We start from the raw sequence: 23808 nt of genomic DNA on the forward strand, positions 1-23808 counted from the left end.
GATCGGCCCAGCTCCGCCCGGGCGGAGCTGGGCCGATCTGCCATAAATACGGCCGCGGTTCGGCTGACCTCCGACCGAGTGGGAGGCGGCTGCCCGCGGCCGACCATCGGCCTATAGCCGTACGCTCTGTCCCGAGCGGGATCGCCGCCAAGACACCGCTAGGCCGATCCGACCCGAGTGCGGGCCCGGTTCGCCCGGGAGGTTCCTGACGGCCAGTCCCCACGGTTGCACGTCCCAAAAAAGGCGCCCCGTGCCCCACCCGGACGGAGCTGAGCCGATCTGCCGCGAATACGGCCACGGTTCGGCTGGGCTCCGTCCGAGTGGGAGGAGCCTGCCCGCCCGCACCCCCGTCACCCACCCCGCTGACACCCGCGCGGCGCGCCCGGTTTGGGGACCGGCGCCAACGTAGGCTAAAGTAGACCGTCGGCCCGAGCTCGGGTACCGCCCTTGGGGTATGGTGTAATTGGCAACACGGAAGATTCTGATTCTTTTGTTCTTGGTTCGAGTCCAGGTACCCCAGCACTGAAAGCACGTCGAAGGCCCGGTCCGTCCGGGCCTTTTTTGTTGCCCGAACGGGCGTCGGTAAGCTGGCAGGGATGCGACTTCTCCTGATACGACACGGCCAGACGATCGACAATGTGAACGGCGCGATCGGCGCCATCGTTCCGGGCCCGGGCCTGACCCCGCTCGGGCGGGAGCAGGCGGCGGCGATCCCCGCGGCGCTGCAGAGCGAGCGGATCGCGGCGATCTACGTGTCGACGATGCAGCGCACGCACGAGACGGCGGCGCCTCTCGCGGGCGCCCTCGGCCTCGAGCCGCGGGTCGTCGACGGCGTGCAGGAGATCACCTCGGGCGACCTCGAGCAGCGCTCCGACAAGGAGGCGATCGCGTCGTACATGGGCGCGGTGTTCTCGTGGTGGCAGAGCCTCGACGGGCGTGTACCCGGGGGCGAGGACGGGCACGAGTTCTACCGCCGCTTCACTGGCGCCATCGACGAGATCGCCGCGGAGCATCCGGAATCCACGGTCGCCGTGTTCAGCCACGGTGCGGCGATCCGCGCGTGGAGTTCGTACGCCGCCGAGAATGTCGACGCCGAGTTCAGCCGCACGCATCCGCTCGAGAACACGGCGGTCGTGGTGCTGGAGGGCTCGCCCGCAGAGGGGTGGGTCGTGACGCACTGGGCCGGAGAGCCGATCGGCGGAGCCCAGTTCGAAGACGCCAGCGCGCCCGACCCGACGGCCGAAGCGCTGGGCTGACCGCGGAATCACCGGGCGCGTAGCGCAGCGCAGCCAGCCTCCACGCAGCGGGAGGTGGTGCCGAAGACGGCCGGTGGGACCGGAATGGCGAGGGGAGCCCTGGGCCGCCGACGGCCGTTGGGACCAGAATGGCGACGGGAGCACTGGGCCGGAGAGCCGATCGGCGGAGCCTAGTTCGAAGACGCCAGCGCGCCCGACCCGACGGCCGAAGCGCTGGGCTGACCGCGGACTTACCGGGCGTAGCGCGGCCAGTCTCCTAGCAGTGGCAGGTCGTGCAGAAGACGGCCGCCGGAGTCAGAATGGCGACGGCAGCCCAAGGACCGCCGACGGCCGCTGCGACCAGAACGGCGACGGCAGCCCCGGCCGCCGACGGCCGCTGGAACCGGAACGGCGACGGCCGCTCAGGGCCGCGGGTTCTCAGGCTTAGTTAGGCCAGAACGAAGCCGGCTGCCTAATCGACCATGAGCGCAAACGTCGCGGCGAACCGCCCGCCGCTCAGTACCAACCAGCCGACTCGCTGTGCGCCCAGGCGCCACACGGCGTGCCGTAGCGGCCCGTGATGTAGCCGAGGCCCCAGGTGATCTGCGTGGCCGGGTTGGTCTCCCAGTCGGCGCCTGCGCTGGCCATCTTGTTGCCGGGGAGCGCCTGCGGGATGCCCTGCGCACCCGAACCGGCGTTGTAGGCGTTCACTCGCCAGCCCGACTCGCGGTTCCACAGTGAGACGAGGCACGAGAACTGGTCGGAACCCATTCCGCGGTCGGAGAGCATCTGCTGCGCGATGGCCTGCGCTGAACCCGCGTTCGGGGTGGCCGCGGCCGGCGGAGTGTAGCTGCCACCCGACGACTTCGACGAGGAAGAAGACGACGAGGCAGCGGCCGCGGCGGCGTTTTGGGCGGCGGTCTTCGCAGCGAGTTCGGCGGCGGCCTTGGCTGCCTCAGCGGCCTTCTGGGCGGCGAGCACAGCGGGGTCGGTCGCGATGTACGCGTCACGCTGCGCAACCACGGCGCCCGCACTTTCGGAGGCGAAACTCTGGCCGACGGCCATCGCGTTCTGCGTGGGGGTGAAGGCGAACGAGGCGTTCTTCATGGTGGAGGCGTTTGCGAAGGGAATGGCGACCGTGCCGGCAAGGCCCAGTGCGCAACTGACGGCGAGGGCCTGTACCAGGCGACGACGCGCGTTTCCGTTCAGCAAGCTCATCCAGTTGTCCTTCGGTGTTCGGTCGATCACGAATGCGTAACGACCTTACCCTGCCTGCGAGCACAACTCAACGGTGGGTGGGATGCTGGGCAGTTGCCGAATGGATGCCGGACTCAGCCTGCAGCTGAAGGTGAGGGTGTGGCGGCGGGGGTCTGCGGGGCGCTCGGCAGAGCAGTGTGCAGAGCAGTGGGCAGCGCGCTCGGCAGCGGCGTCGCCGTCGGAACGGGAGTCGCACCCGCCTCGCCGAGCGGATCGGTCGCCGACCCCGGCAGCGCCTCGAGGTAGGTGAGCGTGCCGAGCTGCGCCCCGTACATCGACCGGATCACCATCGTCTTGCCATCGAGCACCGCCGACGAGGCGAGGTTCAGCCAGGTGACCACTCCTTCACAGGTGCGCCCCGTGATCGCGAGTTTGCCGAACGAGACGGAGCCGTCTTCGGCGAACCGCCACGTGGTCGTGAAGTTGTTGCAGCCATCGTTGCCCGACACCGTGCCGTCGTCATTCATCGTGAGCCGCAGCAGGCGCTCGCGGCCCGGTTCGGTGTTCGTCCACAGGCCCACGACGACGGTCGTGCCGCGCGCGACGGCCTTCTCGGTCGATGCCCGCTTGTGCACCTTCACTAGGTCGCTGCCGTCGTGGCCGACCAGGGTGAGATCCGTTCCGTCGAAGCGCGCCGACTCCGAGTCGATGAGGTAGAAGGGCAGCTGCTCGCCGTCGCAGTAGATCTGCGTCGTCGGGCCGGCGGTCGTGGTGAGCACGCCGGCGCTGGTCATCGACCACGTGCCCTCCGCTCCGTTGCAGCCGTCTGAGCCCGTCCAGGTGCCGTCGTGCTCGAAGGTGAGGAACGGCTGGTCGGGGGAGTTGTAGGTGTCGGCGACGATCCAGGTTCCGGGGAGCGTGCTGGTCGTCGCGGGAGTGTACTGGGGAGCATCCGGAACCGGATCCGCCGCCACCGAGCACCCCGTCACCGTCAGGGCGACGACGCCCAGAACGGCCAGCGCGAGGGTTCGTAAGGTGGGCACGGCTCTCTTCCGGTTCGGTGGTGCACCCTCCACGATACTGAAGGTGGCTGATGGATGATCGTGCTTGACGAATTCGGTCGCCGCTGGGGCGCGGCGAAGCCGAGCGCCCGAGGCCAGGCGCCCCTCAGTCGAGCGCGATGCCGAGCAGCAGCGCCAGCTGCAGCACGGTCAGCCCGTACGCGATGAAGAAGCCGACGGTGGCGAGGCGGGCTCCGGATGCGCCAGTCTGCGCGATCTGCCGCAGCGCCAGGTGCGCGAACAGAATGCCGATGGGCGCCGCGAGCACTCCGAACAGCAGCGCCATGCCGGCGAGGAAGCTCGACCCGGCGTCATCGTCACTCGCCGCGGTGGCGCGCCGCACCTGCCGGAGACCCAGCAGGAACAGCCCGGCCAGCACCACGAGGCAGAGCGCGAACGTGAGGATCGAGGCGTCGGCGGAGGTCACCCGCGAACTCTAGCGGCCGCGGATGAACGGTCCGAGCATCCGGAGCCGACCGCAGCGGAAGCGCCGGCCCGCCCCAGCGACCCAGCCCGCCCCTACAGGTCGAGCGAGTCGCCCGCAGCGAGCGGGAAGTACTCGCCGCCGCCCTGCTCCGTCGCCCACTTCAGGCGGTCGCCGCCCATGCCCTTGCCGGCCGCCGACAGCGTCATGTCGTGCGTCGCGAACGAGCGCTTCGGCGCCACGGCGAGCACGAAGTCCATCGCGTCGCCGATCTTCAGCCACGGCGCGCCCACGGGGGCCGCCAGCACGTCGACGTCGACGCCCTCCGGAATCGTGTACGAGTCGCCCGGGTAGTAGAGCACGTCGTTGACCAGTACGCCGACGTTGTCGATGACCGGCATGGACTCGTGGATCACGGCGTGCTTCGCCCCGAAGAACTTCAGCGTGAAGGGTTCGACGGTGAACTCGTCGCCCGCCTCGACGACCGTGATGTCGAACTCCGCCGTCGACCCGGCCGCGGCGACCGCAGCTGCCACGCCCGCGGGCGCGAAGATCGGGATGCCCGGAGACTGTGCCAGCACCCGGCTGAGCTGCTCGGGAGTCCAGTGGTCGGGGTGCTCGTGGGTCACGACGATCGCGACCGTTCCCGTCGCGTCGGCGAGCGGGGCGGTGAAGGTGCCCGGGTCGATGACCAGTCTGCGGCCGGACTTCTCGAGAACGAGGGTGGCGTGTTCAAGCTTGGTGAGTCTCATGTCTCTGAGCAAACACCCTCGCGATCGTTGCTGCAAGTCATCGACACGGGGTGCGGTTCTGGATGCCGCGGCCCGCCGGTCACGCCGCCCCGACCCGCGCGGGGTGGGCCATAATCGGAGGGTGCCCGAATCCGCAGCTCGGCGACTCGTGGTCGCGATCAACCCGACCGCATCGTTCGGCCGGACCAGCAGCGTCGGCGCGCAGGTGGTGGAGCGGCTGCGATCGGACGGGTACGAGGTGAACGAGCTGCGCGCACCCGACTTCGAGGCGCTGAAGGTGGCGGCCCGCGCGGCGCTCGCCGAGCATCCGGACGCCCTCATCGTCGTCGGCGGCGACGGAATGGTGAGCCTCGGCGTCAACCTCGTGGGCGGCACGTCGACCCCGCTCGGCATCGTGCCGACCGGCACGGGCAACGATTCGGCGCTCGGCCTCGGCATCCCGTTCGAGTTGCCGGCTGCGCTCGACGCGCTCGCCGCGGCGCTCGCCCGCGGGCCGCGTACGATCGACCTCGGGCACCTCACGCACGCGGGCGGTGAGCTGTGGTTCGCGTCCGCGCTGTCGGCCGGCTTCGACGCGCGGGTGAACGAGCGGGCGAACCGCATGCGGCGGCCGCGCGGAGCCTCGCGGTACACGATCGCGCTGCTCGTCGAACTGCTTCGGCTGCGGTCGCGCCGCTACGACCTGGTCGTCGACGGCGTGCCGCGCTCGGTCTCGTCGGTGCTGCTGGCCGTGGCGAACAACTCGTCGATCGGCGGCGGGATGCTGATCGCTCCGGATGCCCGGCTCGACGACGGGGCCCTCGACCTGTTCATCGTGGCTCCCGTGTCGCGCCTGCGGTTCCTGCGGTTGTTCCCGAAGGTGTTCAAGGGCACGCACGCGGGGGAGTCCATCGTGTCGCTGTCGCGCGTGTCGACGGTGACGGTGGCGGAGGCGTCGGGCGACATCGTCGCCTACGCCGACGGCGAGCGCGTCGGCCCGCTGCCGGTCACCGTCGCGGTGCGCGCCGGCGCGCTGCGCGTGCTGGCGTAGCCGCCCGCCGCGGGCGCCGGCGTGGGGGCTACGACAGCGGACTCGGCGCCGAGCGCGCGGGCCAAGGTGCGGAAGTCGGACTCGGGGATGGGGAACAGGCCGCGGCGGAAGGGGTAGCCCCAGCGGGCCGGGTCCACGATGAACGACAGCTCGGGGGCGAGCGGCTTCGCGGCAACGGGCGTACACGGCGCGAAGCGCATCGCCAACCGCCAGCGGGGCGCCTCGTCGCCATCGACCGTCACGGGGTACGGCTCGTCGCCCGTGATCTCGCCGATCGCGGTGAATTCCTGCACAGGCGACCCGCCCGGCCCGAGTTCGGTGCGCGGCGAGTAGAACACGAGCCCGTCGCGCGCCTGCAACCAGCGCAGCCGGGTGTTTGCGCCGTGGTCGGCCTGCGTGAATCCGCCGCGTTCGGCGAGTTGCACGTGGTCGAGGCTGACCGTGTTGACCCAGAACTTCTGCTCGCGCGGCCCGTCGGCTGCGGAACGGGCCGACCCTCCCGGCGAGCGCGAGCCTCCGCCGGGCATCCCGCTCGCCACGCGCTACAGCGCCTTGTCGGGCGTCGCTTCGGCGGCCGCGTCGTCTGCGGAGTCGAGGGCGGGGGAGGCGTCCGCGTCGGCCGCGAGGGCCCGGCGCCGGCGCACGACCTGCACGCCGACCGCGACGGGGATTGCGAGCAGCGCGACCACGCGCATCCAGGGCCGGTTGAAGACGTTGCGGGTCGCAGCGTCGAGGGAGACGGGGCCTGCACCGGTCTGGCTGAACGTGGCCGCGGCGAGGCCGAGCACGGCCGGCAGCTCGAAGCCGCCCTGGGCGTTGAAGAACCCGTTCGGAACGTGCGTGCTGGCCGCGACACCCATCGTGGTCGCGGCTGCCGCGCCGGCCACGGGGGTGGCGAGTCCGAGGGCGAGGGCGGCGCCGGCTCCCGCCTCTCCGAGCCCGGCCAGCACGGCGTGCGGCTTGCCGGGGCGGAAGCCCATCGCGTGCATGCCCTTCGCCGTGCCCTCTACGCCGCCTCCGCCGAACCAGCCGAACAGCTTCTGTGACCCGTGGGCGACGAGCACCGAGCCGAGCGCGACGCGGAACACGGTCGTCCAGACGACGGCGGCCGGGGTGGGGCTGGGAGGTGTGGTGCGCATCGGGGTCTCCTCGGGTCAGGGAATGGATCGGGTCAGGGATGGATCGGGTAAGGGCTGGCGGGCCTCCTTCACGGTACTGCGGATGCCCGTTCCGCACAGCCCCGCCGCCGAGCCTTGTGCGCCCCGGGCCGCGCGGGTACGGCCATCCGCAGCTCGCCTCGCGCACCGCCGGCGCACGCGTCGCAGCGCCGTGGCGCACCGCCCCCCTTACGCCGCCGGCTCCAGCGCCGCCTCGGCGCGCTCCGCGCTGCCCGCAGCGAGCCCCGCCGCGATCCCCCCTCGCGACACCGCCCACAGCACCAGCCCGACGACCAGCACGATCCCTTCCGACACCGTCAGAGACCAGATGATGCCCGCCAGCCCGAACCAGAGGTTGCCGAGCAGCACGATCGGGATGAACAGCACCCCCTGCGACATCGACATCACGATCGCGGCCGTCGCCCGCCCCGTCGCCTGGAACAACGACGTGAGAAGCCCCGTGAACCCGTTCACGATCATCGCGACGAGCTGCGCGGTCAGCACGACGACCCCGATCGCGAGCACCGACCGGTCGTCGGAGAACGCCGAGAACAACTGCTCGCGAAAGACGAACACAGACACAGAAGAGACCACCACGATGCCCCCGACGACGAGAGCCGACGCCCGCAGCGCGGAGTGCAGGCGCGCACGATCCCCCTTTCCGTAGGAGTAGGCGAGCAGTGGCAGCACCCCGAGCGTCACGCCCATCACGAGGAATTCGGGCACCTGCGCGATACGCACCGCCACGCCCATCGCCGCCAGCGCGGCATCCCCGTAGGCCACCGCCAGATTGTTGAGCACCAGCGACGTCACGATGAGGAAGGCCGACTGCAGCAGCTCGCCGACGCCGACTCCGAAGACCGGCTTCAGCACCGCTGGCGAAAGCGTGAACCAGCGCGGCGCGAGGCTCACGTGTTCGCTGTTGCGCTGCAACCAGACCACGAAGTAGACGACCACGCCGACGTTCGCGAGCCCCATCGCGAGGGCGGCGCCCGCGACGCCCCAGTTCAGCACGAGGATGAACTGGGGCGTCGAACACGACGTTCGCGAGGGTCGAGGCGATGAGTCCGATCATCACCTGGCGTGCCGCGCCCTCGGCCCGAACGATCTGCTCCAGGCAGAACGCCACGGCGAGCACGGGAACGAACGCGAGCATGACGGCGACGTAGGCGGATGTCGCGGGCACCGCCGCGGCATCCGCCCCCAGCAGCGTGACCAGCGGATTCAGGAGCACCAACCCGAGTCCACCGAGCAGGGCGCCGGTGATTGCCGCACCCCAGACGGCGAACGACGAGACGCGCTTGATCTCGCCGGCCTGCGACGCGTCGTTCTCCGACGCCCCGAGCAGCCGCGAGATGAGTGCCCCGCCGCCGACCCCGAACACTCCGCCGACCGCCATGACCAGGCCGAGAAGAGGGGTGCCGAAGGTGATCGCGGCGAGCAGGGTGGCGTCGTGCAGCGAGCCGACGAAGCCCGCACTGATGACATTGTAGACGGCGCTGACGATCATGGCGGCGGCCATCGGCACGCAGAGATGGAGGAGGGCGCGCACGATCGGCGCGGCCGAGAGGTACCAGCGGTTGGTGCCCTTCTCGGGCTCTGAAGTGTTTTCGGGCGCCGCCTCGTTTGCGGGCGCCGCCCCGTTGTATTGCGCCGCCCCGTTTTCGGGCGCGGTCGTAGGGTTCTGGATGCTCATGGTTGCTCCTCTTCAGGGCAGGTTCGAGCGCGCGCCGACGAGTGCCGGCACGGCGAGGGTGAGGGTGAGGTTCTGGATGCCCGGCCGCTGCATGCGGCGAACGGGCTCGTGCGTCACCGGGTGGGTCGCGGAAGAACCGAGGTAACCTTCAGCAGCAGTTCGTGGAGCGTCTCGCGCTCCTCAGCGCTCAGCGGCGCGAGGATGGCATCCTCGGTTGCCGCCATGGCAGCGTCGAACCCTTCGATGAGTTCGGCGCCTTCGAGGGTGGCGTAGACGCGTTTGCTGCGTTCGTTGCCGCCCTCGGTGCGCCGGTCGATGAGGCCGCGGCGCTCGAGCCCCTGAAGGAGGCTCGAGACACTGGCGGCGCTCGTTCGGCTGACGTCGGCGATGTCGCGCTGGATGGCGCCGGGGTTCTGCACGAGATACCCCAGCACGAAGGACTGCTCACGGCTGAGGTCGCGTTCGCGCACCCAGTCCTGGCCGGCCATCATCTGGGCCCAGCCGATCCACCGCAGCAGCTCGAGACTCGTGGTGAGGCGGGGCCCATCTTCTTCCATGCTTAGGAATCTAATAGTTAGATGTCTAACTGTCAACCACCGAACCGAAGAGTCTCGAATTGGCAGACCTTCGAAACGTGTGGCATACTCGATGAGTTGTCTAATCGGCCCCATCGTTTAGCGGCCTAGGACATCGCCCTCTCACGGCGGTAACACCGGTTCGAATCCGGTTGGGGTCACGACAGTGTGAAAGAGAAAGCCCGGTTCCCTCTACAGGGGAGCCGGGCTTTTTTGTGCTCATGCCAGTGCGATCAGCGCACCAGCCGCGCTGATCGTCGCGCTTTCCTGCACGCCGTCAGCCGCGCGCCGTGAGCACGCAGAACTCGTTCCCCTCGGGGTCGGCCAGCACCACCCACGGCGCATCGCCCTGCCCTATATCCACCCGACGGGCGCCCATCCCGAGCAGCCGCTCGACCTCGGCCGCCTGGTCGTCGGGCACGAAGTCGAAGTGGATGCGGTTCTTGCCGACCTTCGCCTCGGCCGAGTTCAGGAACAGGAACGTCGGATGCGCCCCCTCCGGGCTCTGCAACTCCAGCACCCCGTCATCCTCGTCGATCACGACCCACCCCAGGGCCGCCTCCCACCAGTGACCGAGCGCGTGGAAGTCGCGGCAGTCCACGACGATCTCCTCGAACTTCAGCGTCATGCCCCAACGCTAGCCCGCTAATCCGCCCCGACACCAGAGAAGGCATAGCCCCCCTGTTCGCTCAGACGATGCGCTGCTTCGCCAGCGCGGCCAGCTCGGCGCGGTTCGTCGCCCCGGCCTTCCGCAGCAGGTTCGACACGTGGAACTTCACCGTGTTGTCGCTGATCCCCAGCTGCGCAGCGATGGCACGGTTGCGGGCGCCCGACGCGACGAGCCGGAGAACATCCCGCTCGCGCGCGCTCAGCTGCACGGTGTCTTCGAGCGCGTCGGGCTCGGGCGGCGGGTCGAGCGGCAGCGTGATCGCAAGCGACGACCCCCACCCCGGCGTCGACGAGACCAGCAGGTCGCCCTCCAGCGCCGACACCTTCTCGGCGATCGGACGCAGCACGTCGTCGTGCCGGCTCAGCTCGCCCGGCCCGTCGTCGCGGATGCCGATCAGCAGGTTCTGCCCGTCGCAGTCCCACTGGATGCGCACCCGCCGCGTGTCCGCCGCGTCCGCGAGAGCGAGCACCGAGTTGCGAACGATGGCCCGGGCGGCCTGCGCAACGACGCCCGGCAGAGCCCGGCCCGTGCTCGGCGGCTCGATGAACTGCACGTCGAGGTCGCCGAAGCGCACCAGCGGGCGCAGGTCGCTCTTCAGTCGCGCGAACGCCGTCACCACGGGCTCGAGCATCGCGCTCTGTTCCGTGTCCGACGCCGTGCGCAGGCTCACGAGCGACGCCGCGGCGATGTCGATCGCCGTCGTGCGCGCCGCTTTGTCGTCGAGCCTGCTCGACCGCAGCACCGCCAGCAGCGACTCGAGTTCGACCGCATGCCGGTCGGCCAGCTCCGAGAGGGCGCGCGCGTGATCGCCGACCAGCGCACGGATGGCGGGGGAGGGGATGTCCGCTGAAGGCTGCATGACGGCAACCTACCCCACAATCATCCACCCCACCCATTCGGGTAGGTGAGCCTGCTCGCTCGGCGAGTGCGCACCCCGCCCCTCCGAGCGCAGGCTGAAGACATGCCCGAAACGCCGTACCCCGTCACCGAGTCGCTCACCTTGGTCGGCCGGGAGGTCGCCGGCGTTCTCGACCGGCTCGCCCGCGACAACATGCAGGCTCTGGATGCCCTGGCCACCCTTCTCACGGAAGCCCCGCGCGTCTTCGTGCTCGGCGCCGGCCGCTCGGGCCTCGCGCTCAGCATGACGGCCATGCGCCTCATGCACCTCGGCCTCACCGTGCACGTCGTCGGCGAGGTGACCGCCCCGGCCATCGGCGCGGGCGACCTGCTGCTGACGGCGAGTGGATCGGGTACCACCCACACCATCGTGCGCGCCGCCGAGCTCGCCACCGACGCCGGCGCTACGGTTGCGGCCATCAGCACCGCCGCGGCATCCCCGCTCGCCGACCTCGCCGCGGTCGTCGTCGTCGTGCCGGCCGCCGGCAAGCAGGACCGCTCGGGCGAGGCATCCGCCCAGTATGCCGGCAGCCTCTTCGAGCAGAGCGTCGTGCTGCTCGGCGACGCCCTCTTCCACGCGCTGTGGATGCGTTCGGGCGCCAGTGCAGACGAGCTCTGGCCGCGACACGCGAATCTCGAATGACTTCTTCTCCGATCATCCAGAACCCTTCTGAAAGGCATCACATGAAACTGCAGTTCGCCATGGACACTCTCACCACCGAGTCGGCTCTCGAATGGGCTGCCGCTGCGGCGCCGCACGTCGACATCCTCGAACTCGGCACGCCCCTCATCAAGGCCGAGGGCCTGTCGGCCGTCACCGCCATCAAGAAGGCGCACCCCGACAAGATCGTCTTCGCCGACCTGAAGACGATGGATGCCGGCGAGCTCGAAGCCGACACCGCCTTCGAGGCCGGGGCCGACCTCGTGACCGTGCTCGGCCTGGCCGGTGACAGCACCATCGTCGGCGCCGTCAAGGCCGCCAAGAAGCACGGCAAGGGCATCGTCGCCGACCTCATCGGCGTGCCCGACAAGGCAGCGCGCGCGAAGGAGGTCGTCGCCCTCGGCGTGGACTTCGTCGAGATGCACGCGGGCCTCGACGAGCAGGCCGAAGACGGCTTCACGTTCAGCACTCTGCTCGACGACGGCACCGCTTCGGGCGTTCCGTTCTCGGTCGCGGGCGGCATCAACGCCTCGACCATCGCTTCGGTGCAGCAGGCCGGTGCCGACGTGGCCGTTGCCGGCAGCGCGATCTACAGCGCGTCGGACGTCGGGGCGGCTGCTGCGGAGCTGCGCGCCGCGATCGTCTAGCTTCTGCTTTCTCGTTGCCCTCGACCTCGCGGTTGGGGGCAACGCCTATTAAACCGACCCGTGGCATCCACAGGTCGTCTGTTCGCCGTGGCCGATCGTCGCTAGATTGACCGCATGATCAGACGGATGAAGCGCAACGGAATCGGCCGGCTCGAGGCGTTCAGCGACGCCGTGCTCGCGATCGTCATGACCCTGCTCGTGCTCGACCTGCTGCCGAGCGGCGCCCAGTCGCCCGCCCAGCTGCTCGACGACTGGCCCACCTACCTCGCCTACCTGGCCGCCTTCTTCACCATCGGCATCATCTGGCTGAACCACAACGAAGAGCTCGCGCGGGTCGTACGAACCACCCCCGTGCTGCTCGTGCTGAACCTCGGCCTGCTGCTCGGCGCGTCGCTCGTGCCGTGGCCGACCGCGCTCCTCTCCGACGCGCTGACCGAGGGCGACCACGACGCCCAGTTCGCGGCGATGGTCGTCTTCGCGGTCGTCGCCGCGGTGATCAGCGTGCCGTGGGTGGCGCTCGACCTGTACCTCGCGCGGCATCCCGAGCTGCTTCACGAGGCACCGGATGTCGCGTGGATGCGCCGGCACGCGCTCTACTCGGCCGGCACCCTCGTCGTCGCGCTAATCAGCGTCGTCGTCGCGCTGTTCTCGCCGCTCGCGGCGCTCGTGCTGTACCTCGTGGTGGCGGCGGCGTTCCTGCTGGCGCGGCTCTTCGAGCGCGAGGCGCCTGGCGTTGCGGAGGACGATCTCGAGGACGGCGCCTGAGTCTCGATCGGTCGCATCCGCCCGCCGAAAATTTCGGCAAAAAGTTCTTGGCACTCTCGAAGGGCGAGTGCTAATATTTTTTGCAGAAATTGAGTCACACCGACTCACACAGTGGAAGGGGAATCCTCATTATGGCAATGTCTTTTGATCCTTTCAGCGAGCTGGACCGCCTCACCGGCAACCTTCTCCAGTTCCGCCCGGGGCCGAAGTTCATGCCCGTCGACCTGTACCGTGACGGCGACCAGTACATCCTGAACGCCGACCTCCCGGGCATCGACCCCGGTTCGGTCGACGTGGATGTGGATGGGCAGCTGCTCACCATCCGCGCCCAGCGCACCGCCGCGACCCAGGAGGGCGCGAAGTGGCTGGTGCAGGAGCGGCCCAACGGCACCTACCTCCGCCAGTTCAGCCTCGGCGAGGGCGTCGCCTCCGAGAGCATCTCGGCGACGTACGACAACGGGGTGCTGTCGGTGATCATCCCGGTCAGCGAGAAGGCGAAGCCCCGCAAGATCCAGATCACCACGCCCGACAGGGCAGACGAACAGAAGACGATCACCGTCTGACGGATGGCCGGGGGTGGAGCTCCCGCCCCCGGCTCCCAGGCGCAGGAGGGGAGGTGTTGTGCGCGTGTACGTAGCCACTTCCGTGTGGGAAGAGCCGGTCGATGAGCTGTTCGCAGAGATCGTCTTCGACGATCAGGAACTCGCCGACCTCGCATTCTGGATGATCATCCGCGAGCACTGGCCCTCAGTAGTGAAAACCGGCTGCACCGCACCCCGCCCGCGCGCCCTGTATTACCGGTCGCTGGACCCTGTGGCGCCGGAGGACGTGGTGCACGCCTCGACGGTCGACCCGTTCACCAGGTCGCCCCCGCCGAACCGTAACTGAACACCCGGCGGAGGGAAGCGAGCGCAAGTACGGCTCGCTTCCCTCCGCTCTTGCTGTCTCTGGATGCTCGTGCCCCGTGCCTCCTGCTCCACGGGCGAGTCGCTGTCAGCTGGCGGGCTCCGGCGACCCGGTGTCCTGAGTCCCGTTGGTCGGGGCATCCAGCGACCATTCCGCAGCGAACTGATCCCGGGTCATCTGGAAGAGCTCGCGTCGCGCGGTCATCAGCATCTGCCCGGCCTCGGTGACGTCACCCGCCGGCCTGGAGGAGACGACCTCTCCGGTGTCGCGCCGCGCGATGACCAGATCGGCGACACTCGGCCCCTGCCCCACGAACCCGCCGATCACGCTCTTGATCGCCCACGCGGCCTTCCTCCACCCCGTGTACTCGCGATCCTTCAACTCCGCGAACCAGTACACCGCCGCCGAATCCGTCGAGTCCATGCCCACCAGCCTATTCGGCCCGCCCGGCCGCTCCGCAGGGGCTGGGGTCGGCCGTGGTACGTTGTGCCGGGGATCGCCGACGGCGAGCGGAATCGGGGAGCGGCTCGTGATGAAGCGTGCAGTGAGCGTCGTTGTAGCGGCGCTGATGGTGTTCGGTCTGACGTCGGCGTTCGCGCCGGCTGCGATGGGGGCGGATGCCGTACCCGCGCCGAGTGCGTCTGGTTCGCCTCTGGGTGCCGACACGGTCCCCACTACTGACGCTCTCCCTGGGGCCGACGCTGTGCCCGGTGCCGATGCTGTGCCCGGTGCCGACGCTCTCCCCGGCGGCGACGCGGTCCCTGGTGCCGACGCTGTCACCTCTGCCGACGCGATCCCCGGAACCGACGCCGCGACCTCCCGGTCGCTCAAGGGCCACATCGATCTGGGCGCCGCCGGGCATCCTGCAACCGCTGGAGACGTGACGATCACCCTCTTCGGCTGGATCGGCGCAGATCAGAACGAGTGGATCCACTACACGCAGGAGTGGCACCCCGACGCCGCGGGCGACTTCACGCTCGCGCTCGGGCAATTCGACTACGTGATTCTGCAGTACGACTACACCGGCACCGGCAACTTCGCCAGCGCCTACTCGGGCGAGTTCCTGCCGTGGACCCCGGGTGGCAACCCCGGCGGATACCACCTCACGAAGCCCGTGACGACGGTGCAGACCGTGCTCGCGGTCGGCGGATCGATCACCGGCACCGTGCTCTCGACCGGGCTCGCGGCGGGAACGGTGCTCACGGCATCCGCTCTCCCCTCTGAGGGCACGCCGCGCACCCCCCGTTTCTCGCGCGCGGTCGTGCAGAGCGATCACAGCTACCTCCTGACCGGCCTTCCTGCCGGCACGTACAGCGTGGAGATCACCAGCACCAGCCCGAACCGGGCCTCCTTCGACCAGTCAGTGGGAGGCACTGCCGCCCATCCCGAAGGTGTCTCGAAGACTCTCGCGGCCGGCGGTCAGGTGGCCTTCCCGCCCTACACGATGACGCTGGAGGGTCAGGTCAGCGGACACGTCGACTGCGGCCTCGACTGCCTGGAGGACAAGCGGTCGGCCGTCTCGCTGCAGGCCTTCGACCCGCCGACGTCGACCTGGCTGACGCAGGCCGCCGGGCCGCTGCTGACCATCACCGGGTCGGAGAAGATCACCTTCACCTTCACCGGCCTGCTGCCCGGAACCTACCGGGTCGCCGTCGACTATCTCGGGGACAACAACTACGGCGACCTGGTGACCGAGCCTTTCGACCTGCGTGCCGGTGACAGCAAGCAGCTGTCGCTTGCACTGGTGCGGAACGCCATCCCCGCCCCCGGTGTTCCCTCCTCGGTGAGCTCGTTCATCACTGCGCTCTACGTCGACTTCCTCAACCGGCGACCCTCCTCGGGGGAGGTCGCCTTCTGGGGCGCCCAGCTCGCGAACGGCGCGCCCCGCTCGGCCGTCGCAGCCGGGTTCGTCAACAGCGACGAGTACCGGATGATCCGCATCGACGCCGCCTACACCACCGTGCTGAAGCGCACCTCCGACCCGGGCGGCCGCGTGACGTGGCTCACGGAGATGCAGGCCGGACGCATCACCACCGACGACATCGAGCGCACGTTCTACGCGTCGGACGAGTACTTCCTGCAGCAGGGCGGCACAAGAACCTCGTGGGCCGCCGGCCTCTACAAGGCGCTGCTCGGACGCACGGGCGGCAGCGCGGAGTACGCCTTCTGGGCAGAGCTCGCCGCCCAGCACGGCCGCCCCTGGGTGGTCAGCCAGTTCTGGGATTCGACCGAGACCATCAGCTCGCGGGTCTCGGCGATGTACATGAGCTACCTTGGCCGCCAGCCCGACACCGGCGGCCTCGCGACGTGGGTGGGCGTCGCGCTCGCGCTCGGCGCTGACCAGCAGCGACGAGTACTTCGCGCGGTCGGCGCCGCGCTTCCCGCAGTAGCGCGCGCCCACGCCTCGCGCGTGTCGGGCGGCGCTGCTGCTTCCGAGGCCGGCTCGTGCCGATTTGTGGGCTCTGGATGCTCTGAGCCAGACGAGCACCTCTGACTTAGAGGTGGCGCAGGAGTTCGAGGCGTTTTGCCTCGAACTCCTCCTCGCTGATCAACCATTGATCTCGAAGTAGTGTGAGCTGCTCCATTCGACTGGCAGGATCGCTGGGCACGGGCTCGCCGGTCCCCGTGTTTCTCCGGCTCAGCGAGAAAATCACAACGACGATGAGCGCAGCGATGACGACCACAACCGCCAGCACGATCAACACGTGGTAGCCCTGAAGATTGCCCAGCATCGCGATCAGCTCTCAAACGATTCTCGGGAGTCCCACATCGCCCGATTCGGATCCCAACCACTCACCCGAAGCCAAATGATCGTTTCATCGACGGGCGCTGAAGCGTACAACGTGCACTCCTCATACTCGTCGGAACGCTCGTCGACCCACGCCTGCGCTTCCCGCACATCTCGTACACCGGTCAGCTGCCATTCGAGATAGCGATAGGCGCTCATCTCGCGCTGGCTGACCGATGATGCCGGCGGCCGAGTCCAGAAGCGCGCGCGGTAGTCCGGTAGTGGTCGGATGTCGACGTAGGGCCCCGTGTCCTTCAGTTCGACTTTCATCATCGCACCTCTTATTTCTCGGCCGCCGGCCGCTCTACGTGGTCAGTCGTCTCGCGGTCACAGTCACGGAATCCGCCTAGGTGTTCTCGTCGTCACGCACGCCGACGACCAGGCAGTTGCTATCTCGCAGAACGCTTGCGGCGTCCGTCCCCGTCACACTCGGGCTGAAACCAGCAGGAAAGGTCACCGAAATGTGGCCGACACCCTGATACTTTCCATCGACGCATCCAGCGGAGCCGACGGGAGATGGCTGAAAGTCGCCTTGGCGTTCTAACCGGGCGGACAAGGTCTCAAGCTCATTTAGCAACGCGTCGGTCTCCGAAGCCACCGTCGGCATGACGTCCAAATTTCTTCTCGTGGTAGGCCCTGATCTCGGCAACGATGGCACGCTCTTCCCGTGATGGGATCCGCTTTGCCTGCTTTAATCAGCCCCGCCACCACACTGAGACGCTTTGATTCGCTCACGATCGGTACCTCCTCGTTTGATTCTGGGTCAGTGGTCAAGGCCGTCTTGAGACGCTGAGACGGATCGATGCCGCCGGGCGCTTCGACCCCGCGTGCCGTGGATCGGGGCGACCCTACCGTCGACTACAACAGCACGGCCTCGCCTCGAACGTCGTCGAGACAGGGTTTGAGCCCGCCGTAGGTCACGAGGTCGACCGGGCGGCCCATCACCGTGCTAAACAGCTCTTGGAGGGCCAGTAGTTCGCGGATTCCGGTGCCCGGCGGCGCTTCGACGAGCAGGTCTACGTCCGAATCGATCCGCGCCTGATGGCGAGCAACCGAAGAAAAGACCGCCAGTCGTGTGAATCCACGCTCCTCGGCAAGCTGGATCAGGGTGGGCGCGGCTGCTCTGACGACGAGCTCGGGGTTCGTCGAACTCAGGTCGTGCGGAACTCTGCGTATCTGGCTTTCCGGCATAAAATGACTCTAGCTCAATAGTGCGTTCTTTCAACTGAGATCGGGTCGGCCACCGACTCGCAGCACTTCTGTAGTACAATAACCGAAAGGAATGGATGTCCATCCGATGGTCGGCAAGCGCATCCAAGCATGGAATTCCTCGGGCCGATGCGCTGAACGCAATTGAGCGCAACGTGTATTGGGTGCCGTCATTCGATGAGCCGAGAATCGACGGAGCACGACGGCCTGACCTGTGGATCGGGTCGAATCGAGATCGCACGCTGATGATCGAGGTGATGGCCGAACTGACACCTCCGGCCAACCTCTTCATCTTCCACGTGATGGAAGCTCGAAGAAAGACATTGGAAGTCGCAGAAAGGAACGCAGAATGAGCAAGAGCGAGAGAGACGATGATCTGCGTGGCGAGCAACTGAGTGCGTGGGCGGAGAGTCTTGACGGCATTGCGACCGACGCGGTCGTCATCCGCGGCAACGGTGAAGACTCCGGACGAGCTCTCCTCGAGGCGGCGCTCGGTTCGTCCGAGGCCGTCGACAGGGCCATTGGTCGCCCGAACCTCAGCGGTGTCTCGGGTCTGGGCAAATCACCCGTGCGCCAGGTGCGGCTGCCGATCGCTCTCGATGAAGCGCTCGTCCAGCGCGCCAACTTCGAACACCGCAGGCCCAGCGAAATCGTTCGCGAGGCGCTCGTCGCGTATCTCGGCAAGGCGTCCTAGCTTCGCCTCCACATACAACGGCTTCAGGCGCTGGCCACCCTGCCCGGGTCGAGAGCGTCGGAGACCGGGCCCTGCTAGCCTGACGCCATGGTCGACCAGCCGCTCCGCGACGAACTCGCCGCCTTCGTCGCCGAGCGCGACTGGGCCCGGTTCCACACACCGGAGAACCTCGCCAAGAGCATCGCCATCGAGGCGGGGGAGCTGCTCGAGTGCTTCCAGTGGGTTCCGGATGCTGCGCCCGAGAGAGTGCGAGAAGAGCTCGCCGACGTGCTGACCTACTGCCTGCTGCTCGCCGACCGCATCGGCGCTGACCCGGCGCAGCTCGTGCGCGACAAGCTGGAGATCACCCGCCAGAAGTACCCGGTCGACAAGGCCCGGGGGAGCAGCGCCAGGTATGACGCCCTTTGACATCACCAGCTTCGACTTCACGCGGGGCGGAGTGGCGGCCTGGGCTCCGCTGAGTGAACCCAACAGCAACTGGCCAGTCGTCTACGTGCTCGACGATGCGACGCGAAACGCTCGGAAGGTAGCGAGAAGCAACAACACCCTGAGCAACGTCTACGTCGGCGAATCGCTCAACGCGACATCCAGAATCAACCAGCACCTGGCGTCGACAGACAAAGCCCACCTCACAACCGTCCGCGTCATCGTCGACGAGACCTTCAACAAGTCGGTCTGCCTCGACCTCGAATCGTTCCTGATCAGGATGCTCGCCGGCGACGGCGCGTACAGCGTGCTCAACCGCAACGACGGCATCACCGAGTCGGCCTACTACGACCGCGACCGCTACCAGGAGACGTTCGAGCAGGTCTTCGACCGCCTCAAGGACGACGGCGTCTTCACCCGCACCATCCCCGAGATCGAGAACAGCGACCTCTTCAAGCTGTCCCCGTTCAAGGCGCTCACCCACGACCAGGCCGTAGCCGTCGAGGGGATCCTCGAGGGCCTCTTCGAAGACCTCGAGACCCGAGCCGCCGGCACCGCCACCAGCACCACGGTCGTGCAGGGCGAGCCGGGCACGGGCAAGACGGTCGTCGCGATCTACCTCATGAAGATGCTCGTCGACATCCAGGCCGCGCCTCCCGCTGAGGACTTCGACCGCGACACGATGTTCGCCGAGTTCTTCGCCGGCGGCTACCCGCAGCTGCTCGAAGGGCTCAGGATCGGCCTCGTCGTTCCCCAGCAATCGCTCCGCAAGTCGATCCAGAAGGTCTTCCGCAAGACGCCCGGACTCCGCGCCGACATGGTGATGACCGCCTTCGAGGCGGGGGAGAGCGACGAGCGCTTCGACCTTCTGCTCGTCGACGAATCGCACCGCCTCAACCAGCGCGCGAATCAGGCGTCCGCTGCACAGAACACGAAGTTCCGCACCATCACCGAGAAGCTCTTCGGCCACGACGACACCTCGAAGACCCAGCTCGACTGGATCCGCGCCAAGAGCACCCACCAGATCCTGTTTCTGGATGCGGCCCAGAGCGTGCGCCCCGCCGACCTCCCGACGCACGTTCTCGACGACCTCGTCACCGATGCCCGCCAGCACGACCGCCTCTACCCGCTCGTCTCCCAGCTGCGCGTGAACGCGGGCGCGGACTACGTCGGCTACGTGCGACAGCTCCTCGGAGCATCCACCGACCACCCCCTCGCCCCGCCGCTGCGGCCCCAGACGTTCGACAACTACGACTTCCGCCTGTTCGGCAGCCTCGCCGAGATGCAGCAGCAGATCAGGGCCCGGGATGCCGAGGCTGGCCTCTCTCGCCTCGTCGCCGGCTACGCGTGGCCGTGGAAGACCAAGAAGAACAAGGCCGCCTTCGACATCGAGATCGACGGCATCCGCCTGCGCTGGAACAGCACCCAGACCGACTGGATCGCCTCACCCAACGCCCTCGAAGAAGTCGGCTCGATCCACACCGTGCAGGGCTACGACCTCAACTACGCCGGAGTCATCATCGGCCCCGACCTCGGCTACGACCCCGCCCGCGGCACCCTCGTCGTCAACCCAGGCTCCTACTTCGACACCAAGGGCAAGGAGAACAATCCCCGCCTCGGCAAAACCTACGCCGACGACAACCTCCTCCGCTTCGTCAGCAACATCTACGCCGTGCTCCTCACCCGCGGCATCATGGGCACCTACGTCTACGTCAGCGATCCGGCCCCCGCGCGTACCTTGCGCAATACATCCCGGCCTCCGTGTAGGCGCGGTCTGCAATATCTGTTCGCGAGTCGTTACTGCATTCAATCCAAGGCCCCGCGAGTGGTCCTCTGTTTTGCCGAGCCCAGGAGCCGCGCCCGCTCTTTTACCTACCCGCTCCCGCACAAGAATCAGCCTTTGGGTTTTGTGCGCGGTGGCTGAATATTCGAAAAAGCGTCGTCGACGCGCGCCAATCCCAGCCGGTCGTGAAGAGTCCGGAGAATGTCTTGGGCCCGATAGAGATTACGGCGGATGACGCGAACTTCGGAATCGTTGATCGAGAAGCCGTCGTCGAGGAGGTCTATCTGGATATAGGACAACGTGACAAGTGCATGCGCCACATGCCGCTCGTCCTGCAACCGCTCACCGATTGCCACACTTCGCAATGCATGACCCAGGGCAAGGTCAAGATTGTGCGGTAACGCATGACGTTCAATGCTCGCGAGCACGTTAAGAGCGTGGCCCCTATGGATGTCATCATCGTCATCGGAATCTAAGAGATAGGTGTCCTTTCTGAGGATGTCTAGAGCAAGTGCGTGATTGTCCACATCTCGATACATGCCCGCAAGAGTAAGTCGCGCCCAAGATTGTTCCGTAAGCGAAGTGCTAAAAATGCTGACAGCTAGCGCGACTAGCCTCATACCCTCCTCACGATCGCCAAGTTCAAATAAAGCCTGACCTTCACCAAGATTGATGCGGCCCTCTGTCTTGCCGGAGTCGACAGCGTCCTCCCGGGGGATCTTTGACAAGTTCTTCCGCGCTGTCTGATATTGCTTCAGGGCTGAATGTCGGAGGTCATCACTGCTCTCTCGTCTCGCCATTTCGCGTAGAACGCGACCGTGCGTGGTGTGCGTTATCGCGAGACCTCTATGATCTTCCAGTGAACGGAGGACTTTCTCGGCTCTGATGAAAAGCTTCACCGCTTCAGCCGATTTTCCTTGATCGTGGCGAAAGACTCCCAGTAAGTGCGCCGCTACAGCCTCGGCACGATCATTTCGATGGTTGGTCAATACGTCAGTAAACTCGCGAGACGCGGACGCGCGGAGGCCATTTTGCCAAAGGGCCAGACCGCGCATGAATTGGTATGTTCGCTCCTCCTCTAACCCGTAAGCCCGGAGTAACTCTGCACTCGACCAGGAATCGCGTGACCTCAGAAGTCGAGATGAGCGGTGCACAGTATCGATTAAGGTATTGAGTTTGTTGACGTCGGAAGGATTTGCGACCACATCCAGCGTCTGAACGGTAACCTCTCGGCCCCGTATCCCAAGGATGGCGACGAGAGATTCATTCAAGCTGTCCTCTGCCGCAGACAGAAAAATATTGAGAGCTTGTTGCACGCCAGCAGGATTCGTGAGGAGAACGACCGGAAACATGGACTCTCTAGTCGATGCTGCGACCCGGAGAATATTCCGTACGTTTTCGAATGCCCCGTTAGCCAATAGGTCGAACATGACACTTTCTGCCCACGATCGATGATCCGACTCCGCGAGTTCGCCGTCGATGAGCGAAATTATCGAAGCGCCCGTTTCCAGATCAAAGAATGGGACCGCGCTCAGTAGCTGGTATGCCTGCTCCGTACGCGACTGGTTCGAGGCAGGATGATCGAGCCCTGCTGTCGAGTTCAAGAAACTATCTCCCGGATCGCATACCGCTTGACCGCCGAATATTCCTCGGTGTTTTGCGCCACCAACTCTGCGTCCTTGCCATCCATATACCGCGACAAATAGATGCCCCGTGCAGCTGCAGATACTGGCCCAATGGGGATGCCTTCCCAATTTTGTTCAGTCGCGAACGCCGATGAAGCCGACAATACTATTGAAACGTTTGGCAACACCATAAGTTGGGGGCAAACGGTGCGTATCAGAAACTTGAGATCTCCCTTTCCTAGCTCGTCTACCGAGGACGCCGAGAGGACAAAATGACTCGGACCGTCATTGAGCTTCGATACGAGGGCACCAAGTAACTCTGTTCGTTGGGTCAGCTCCGTCTCGTTCTCGAACCCGGGTCTTATCGCTATACCAGCCTCTTGGGCCCACGAACATAAGATGTCAGCGGCTGTCGGGCGAGAAGTCGAGTCGAGTCTCCAATGCCGTACGACCTCATGGCCGTCCACGGTCGACCGTCGGAGAATTGCCTCTAATAGGTCCTCCCGACCGTGTGCGTCTCTGGAATTAGGTCCAAAGGGCCCGAGGATTTGAATGGCGCCCCCTACGTTCACCGTCTTCTGGACCGTGGCTAGAACTTCCTTGTGGTTGATGAGTGCGGCAACGGCGTTTTCGTTTTCGACCACCGCAATTACCTCAGGGGTGATGAGGTCGTTCGTCGAGCCGATCGAGCGCTGAACAACCCGTACCCGCCTTGAGATCCTGAAATCTCCTCTGAAGCCCTGTCTGATCTCTCGCTCAACCATTCCAATTTGGATCTGAAGCTTGACGACTATCCACTGTTGCAGTGAAGCGGCCAGGAGAGAGTTCATGTTCCGGGGTTTTGCAGTCTCGATCACGATTTCAACATCACCGTCAGCAAGCAGTTCGAAAGCGACTGCGGAGACAAATTGGTGCTTGAGCCAATGCGCAGCCGACAGAGGGGGAAGATTTACGTCCCCAATAGGTGCGATGGCACGTTCGTTATGGAGGTCTAGTTCGTCTGCAAGCAGGAGGAGGGCAGACAACAGTGGCAACCGAACTCGATGGTCGCGAATTGTCTGTTCCGCATCCATATCGTCCACCACTACCCGATAGAACTCTGTGCCGTGCGAATGCGCTAGTCGACCGATTGCATCCGCCAGGATCGGGTCGTTCAGCCCGGTCTGAAACGTCCGGTCGTCGATCAGTTGTCGCGACCGCTCAGGGTGAGCACGTCGGACCGCGTTCGCCTTGGCGGGGCTATCAACCACGTGTGGACTCTGCATTCCGATGTCATGAACCCAAGCTGCTGCTGCGAGCAAGAATCGTTCGATGACATTCAACTCCATGCCTGCGGGTAGAACCTTCGCGTGGGCCAGTTTTTCGCAATAGCGGGCGACTCTGCGCGAGTGCTCAGCGGTGTGATCGGTGAACCACCACATTTGAGAGTTCGACCACCACTTGTTCGTTTGGCGCTCGATCTCATCTAGCGCGTAGGCGAGGTCTTCGAAACCGGATTGCGTCAGTTCATCTCTGATCATGCTGGCCCCCTGATGGTTGTTCTCAAGGATCACGTCTTTGGATCCAGTCGTTCGCGGCCTCTGTGCGACCAAAAGTGTCTATCACTCACT

At 66.4% G+C, this 23808-nt stretch carries 28 protein-coding genes, 2 tRNA genes and 1 pseudogene; 14 read left to right on the plus strand and 17 right to left on the minus strand.

Annotated elements, in window-relative coordinates; translation table 11 throughout:
- The first annotated feature begins 448 nt into the window (after positions 1-448).
- Both C5B96_RS03545 and C5B96_RS03550 read left to right on the plus strand, forming a co-directional pair.
- Positions 449-520, plus strand: a tRNA-Gln gene (locus tag C5B96_RS03545).
- Positions 521-596: 76 nt separating this feature from the next.
- Positions 597-1256 carry a histidine phosphatase family protein gene (locus C5B96_RS03550; RefSeq protein ID WP_104243031.1) on the plus strand — a complete coding sequence of 220 codons (660 nt, stop codon included), beginning with the start codon at positions 597-599 and terminating at the stop codon, positions 1254-1256.
- A 495-nt stretch (positions 1257-1751) separates the two neighbouring features.
- Here the strand turns inward: C5B96_RS03550 and C5B96_RS17720 are convergent, their stop codons facing one another.
- The 4 genes from C5B96_RS17720 to C5B96_RS03570 all read right to left on the minus strand — a co-directional run bounded on the left by C5B96_RS17720 (position 1752) and on the right by C5B96_RS03570 (position 4669).
- Positions 1752-2453: a lytic transglycosylase domain-containing protein gene (locus C5B96_RS17720; RefSeq protein WP_233188976.1), complete on the minus strand. Its 702-nt coding sequence runs from the start codon at positions 2451-2453 to the stop codon at positions 1752-1754.
- A 113-nt stretch (positions 2454-2566) separates the two neighbouring features.
- Positions 2567-3475, minus strand: a complete 909-nt coding sequence (locus C5B96_RS03560; RefSeq protein WP_146078070.1) for an META domain-containing protein — start codon at positions 3473-3475, stop codon at positions 2567-2569.
- Positions 3476-3599: 124 nt separating this feature from the next.
- A complete protein-coding gene (locus C5B96_RS03565) occupies positions 3600-3920 on the minus strand; it encodes a hypothetical protein (RefSeq protein ID WP_104243035.1) in 321 nt (106 codons plus the stop codon).
- A 92-nt stretch (positions 3921-4012) separates the two neighbouring features.
- On the minus strand, positions 4013-4669 hold the full coding sequence (locus C5B96_RS03570; RefSeq protein ID WP_104243037.1) for an MBL fold metallo-hydrolase: 657 nt from the start codon (positions 4667-4669) through the stop codon (positions 4013-4015).
- A 121-nt stretch (positions 4670-4790) separates the two neighbouring features.
- Here C5B96_RS03570 and C5B96_RS03575 point away from each other — a divergent pair, with 121 nt between their 5' ends.
- Entirely contained in the window at positions 4791-5699 is a 909-nt protein-coding gene (locus C5B96_RS03575; RefSeq protein WP_233188977.1) for a diacylglycerol kinase family protein, read from the plus strand.
- Here C5B96_RS03575 and C5B96_RS03580 read toward each other — a convergent pair.
- From C5B96_RS03580 to C5B96_RS03595, 5 genes and pseudogenes are all read right to left on the minus strand, one after another.
- Positions 5621-6226 (minus strand): EVE domain-containing protein, encoded by a 606-nt coding sequence (locus C5B96_RS03580; RefSeq protein ID WP_104243041.1) that lies wholly within the window; start codon positions 6224-6226, stop codon positions 5621-5623. The two genes, C5B96_RS03575 and C5B96_RS03580, sit on opposite strands and share 79 nt — an antisense overlap.
- A 15-nt stretch (positions 6227-6241) precedes the next feature.
- Complete coding sequence (locus C5B96_RS03585) at positions 6242-6838, minus strand: DoxX family membrane protein (RefSeq protein ID WP_104243043.1); 597 nt, start codon at positions 6836-6838, stop codon at positions 6242-6244.
- Between the two features lie 207 nt (positions 6839-7045).
- Positions 7046-7870 carry an MATE family efflux transporter gene (locus tag C5B96_RS17535; protein ID WP_199176539.1) on the minus strand — a complete coding sequence of 275 codons (825 nt, stop codon included), beginning with the start codon at positions 7868-7870 and terminating at the stop codon, positions 7046-7048.
- 76 nt (positions 7871-7946) lie between these two features.
- Positions 7947-8552: pseudogene (locus C5B96_RS18060) on the minus strand (MATE family efflux transporter); the annotation flags it as partial.
- A gap of 113 nt (positions 8553-8665) precedes the next feature.
- Entirely contained in the window at positions 8666-9109 is a 444-nt protein-coding gene (locus C5B96_RS03595) for a MarR family winged helix-turn-helix transcriptional regulator (RefSeq protein WP_104243045.1), read from the minus strand.
- Between the two features lie 106 nt (positions 9110-9215).
- Here C5B96_RS03595 and C5B96_RS03600 point away from each other — a divergent pair.
- Positions 9216-9288 (plus strand) — tRNA-Glu (locus C5B96_RS03600).
- Positions 9289-9404: 116 nt separating this feature from the next.
- On the opposite strand, the gene C5B96_RS03605 is transcribed toward C5B96_RS03600, so the two are convergent.
- On the minus strand, positions 9405-9755 hold the full coding sequence (locus tag C5B96_RS03605) for a VOC family protein (RefSeq protein ID WP_104243046.1): 351 nt from the start codon (positions 9753-9755) through the stop codon (positions 9405-9407).
- A gap of 61 nt (positions 9756-9816) precedes the next feature.
- Positions 9817-10656: a helix-turn-helix transcriptional regulator gene (locus C5B96_RS17945; RefSeq protein ID WP_104243048.1), complete on the minus strand. Its 840-nt coding sequence runs from the start codon at positions 10654-10656 to the stop codon at positions 9817-9819.
- Between the two features lie 102 nt (positions 10657-10758).
- Here C5B96_RS17945 and hxlB point away from each other — a divergent pair, with 102 nt between their 5' ends.
- The 5 genes from hxlB to C5B96_RS03635 all read left to right on the plus strand — a co-directional run bounded on the left by hxlB (position 10759) and on the right by C5B96_RS03635 (position 13655).
- The gene (hxlB, locus tag C5B96_RS03615) at positions 10759-11337 is read left to right on the plus strand and encodes a 6-phospho-3-hexuloisomerase (protein ID WP_104243050.1); all 579 of its coding nucleotides are present in this window, start codon (positions 10759-10761) and stop codon (positions 11335-11337) included.
- A gap of 41 nt (positions 11338-11378) precedes the next feature.
- Positions 11379-12002, plus strand: a complete 624-nt coding sequence (gene hxlA / locus C5B96_RS03620) for a 3-hexulose-6-phosphate synthase (RefSeq protein WP_104243052.1) — start codon at positions 11379-11381, stop codon at positions 12000-12002.
- Between the two features lie 114 nt (positions 12003-12116).
- Complete coding sequence (locus C5B96_RS03625; RefSeq protein WP_104243054.1) at positions 12117-12767, plus strand: TMEM175 family protein; 651 nt, start codon at positions 12117-12119, stop codon at positions 12765-12767.
- Between the two features lie 131 nt (positions 12768-12898).
- Complete coding sequence (locus tag C5B96_RS03630) at positions 12899-13330, plus strand: Hsp20/alpha crystallin family protein (RefSeq protein ID WP_104243056.1); 432 nt, start codon at positions 12899-12901, stop codon at positions 13328-13330.
- A 64-nt stretch (positions 13331-13394) separates the two neighbouring features.
- Positions 13395-13655, plus strand: coding sequence for a hypothetical protein (locus C5B96_RS03635; RefSeq protein ID WP_146078071.1), 261 nt, complete (start codon positions 13395-13397; stop codon positions 13653-13655).
- Positions 13656-13760: 105 nt separating this feature from the next.
- On the opposite strand, the gene C5B96_RS03640 is transcribed toward C5B96_RS03635, so the two are convergent.
- Positions 13761-14096, minus strand: coding sequence for a hypothetical protein (locus C5B96_RS03640; RefSeq protein WP_146078072.1), 336 nt, complete (start codon positions 14094-14096; stop codon positions 13761-13763).
- 121 nt (positions 14097-14217) lie between these two features.
- Between C5B96_RS03640 and C5B96_RS03645 the strand changes: the two genes are divergently transcribed.
- A complete protein-coding gene (locus C5B96_RS03645; protein WP_146078073.1) occupies positions 14218-16167 on the plus strand; it encodes a DUF4214 domain-containing protein in 1950 nt (649 codons plus the stop codon).
- Between the two features lies 1 nt (position 16168).
- Here C5B96_RS03645 and C5B96_RS03650 read toward each other — a convergent pair whose 3' ends face one another.
- The 3 genes from C5B96_RS03650 to C5B96_RS03660 all read right to left on the minus strand — a co-directional run bounded on the left by C5B96_RS03650 (position 16169) and on the right by C5B96_RS03660 (position 17652).
- On the minus strand, positions 16169-16405 hold the full coding sequence (locus tag C5B96_RS03650; RefSeq protein ID WP_104243063.1) for a hypothetical protein: 237 nt from the start codon (positions 16403-16405) through the stop codon (positions 16169-16171).
- 5 nt (positions 16406-16410) lie between these two features.
- Positions 16411-16734 (minus strand): hypothetical protein, encoded by a 324-nt coding sequence (locus tag C5B96_RS03655; protein ID WP_104243065.1) that lies wholly within the window; start codon positions 16732-16734, stop codon positions 16411-16413.
- Between the two features lie 585 nt (positions 16735-17319).
- On the minus strand, positions 17320-17652 hold the full coding sequence (locus C5B96_RS03660; RefSeq protein WP_104243067.1) for a nucleotidyltransferase family protein: 333 nt from the start codon (positions 17650-17652) through the stop codon (positions 17320-17322).
- A 95-nt stretch (positions 17653-17747) separates the two neighbouring features.
- On the opposite strand from C5B96_RS03660, the gene C5B96_RS03665 reads away from it, so the two are divergent.
- From C5B96_RS03665 to C5B96_RS03680, 4 genes are all read left to right on the plus strand, one after another.
- Complete coding sequence (locus C5B96_RS03665; RefSeq protein WP_104243069.1) at positions 17748-18023, plus strand: hypothetical protein; 276 nt, start codon at positions 17748-17750, stop codon at positions 18021-18023.
- Positions 18020-18364, plus strand: a complete 345-nt coding sequence (locus C5B96_RS03670; protein ID WP_104243071.1) for a hypothetical protein — start codon at positions 18020-18022, stop codon at positions 18362-18364. Before C5B96_RS03665 ends, C5B96_RS03670 begins: the two co-directional genes overlap by 4 nt.
- A gap of 87 nt (positions 18365-18451) precedes the next feature.
- Positions 18452-18772 (plus strand): nucleotide pyrophosphohydrolase, encoded by a 321-nt coding sequence (locus C5B96_RS03675; protein WP_104243073.1) that lies wholly within the window; start codon positions 18452-18454, stop codon positions 18770-18772.
- Entirely contained in the window at positions 18759-20714 is a 1956-nt protein-coding gene (locus C5B96_RS03680) for a DUF2075 domain-containing protein (RefSeq protein WP_199176540.1), read from the plus strand. Before C5B96_RS03675 ends, C5B96_RS03680 begins: the two co-directional genes overlap by 14 nt.
- On the opposite strand, the gene C5B96_RS17035 is transcribed toward C5B96_RS03680, so the two are convergent.
- The gene (locus C5B96_RS17035) at positions 20684-22177 is read right to left on the minus strand and encodes a hypothetical protein (protein ID WP_146078074.1); all 1494 of its coding nucleotides are present in this window, start codon (positions 22175-22177) and stop codon (positions 20684-20686) included. The two genes, C5B96_RS03680 and C5B96_RS17035, sit on opposite strands and share 31 nt — an antisense overlap.
- The gene (locus tag C5B96_RS03690; RefSeq protein WP_104243076.1) at positions 22174-23751 is read right to left on the minus strand and encodes an HD domain-containing protein; all 1578 of its coding nucleotides are present in this window, start codon (positions 23749-23751) and stop codon (positions 22174-22176) included. The genes C5B96_RS17035 and C5B96_RS03690 overlap by 4 nt, the downstream gene beginning before the upstream one ends.
- Positions 23752-23808: the final 57 nt, after the last annotated feature.

Source organism: Subtercola sp. Z020 (assembly GCF_002931235.1).
GTDB lineage: Bacteria > Actinomycetota > Actinomycetes > Actinomycetales > Microbacteriaceae > Subtercola.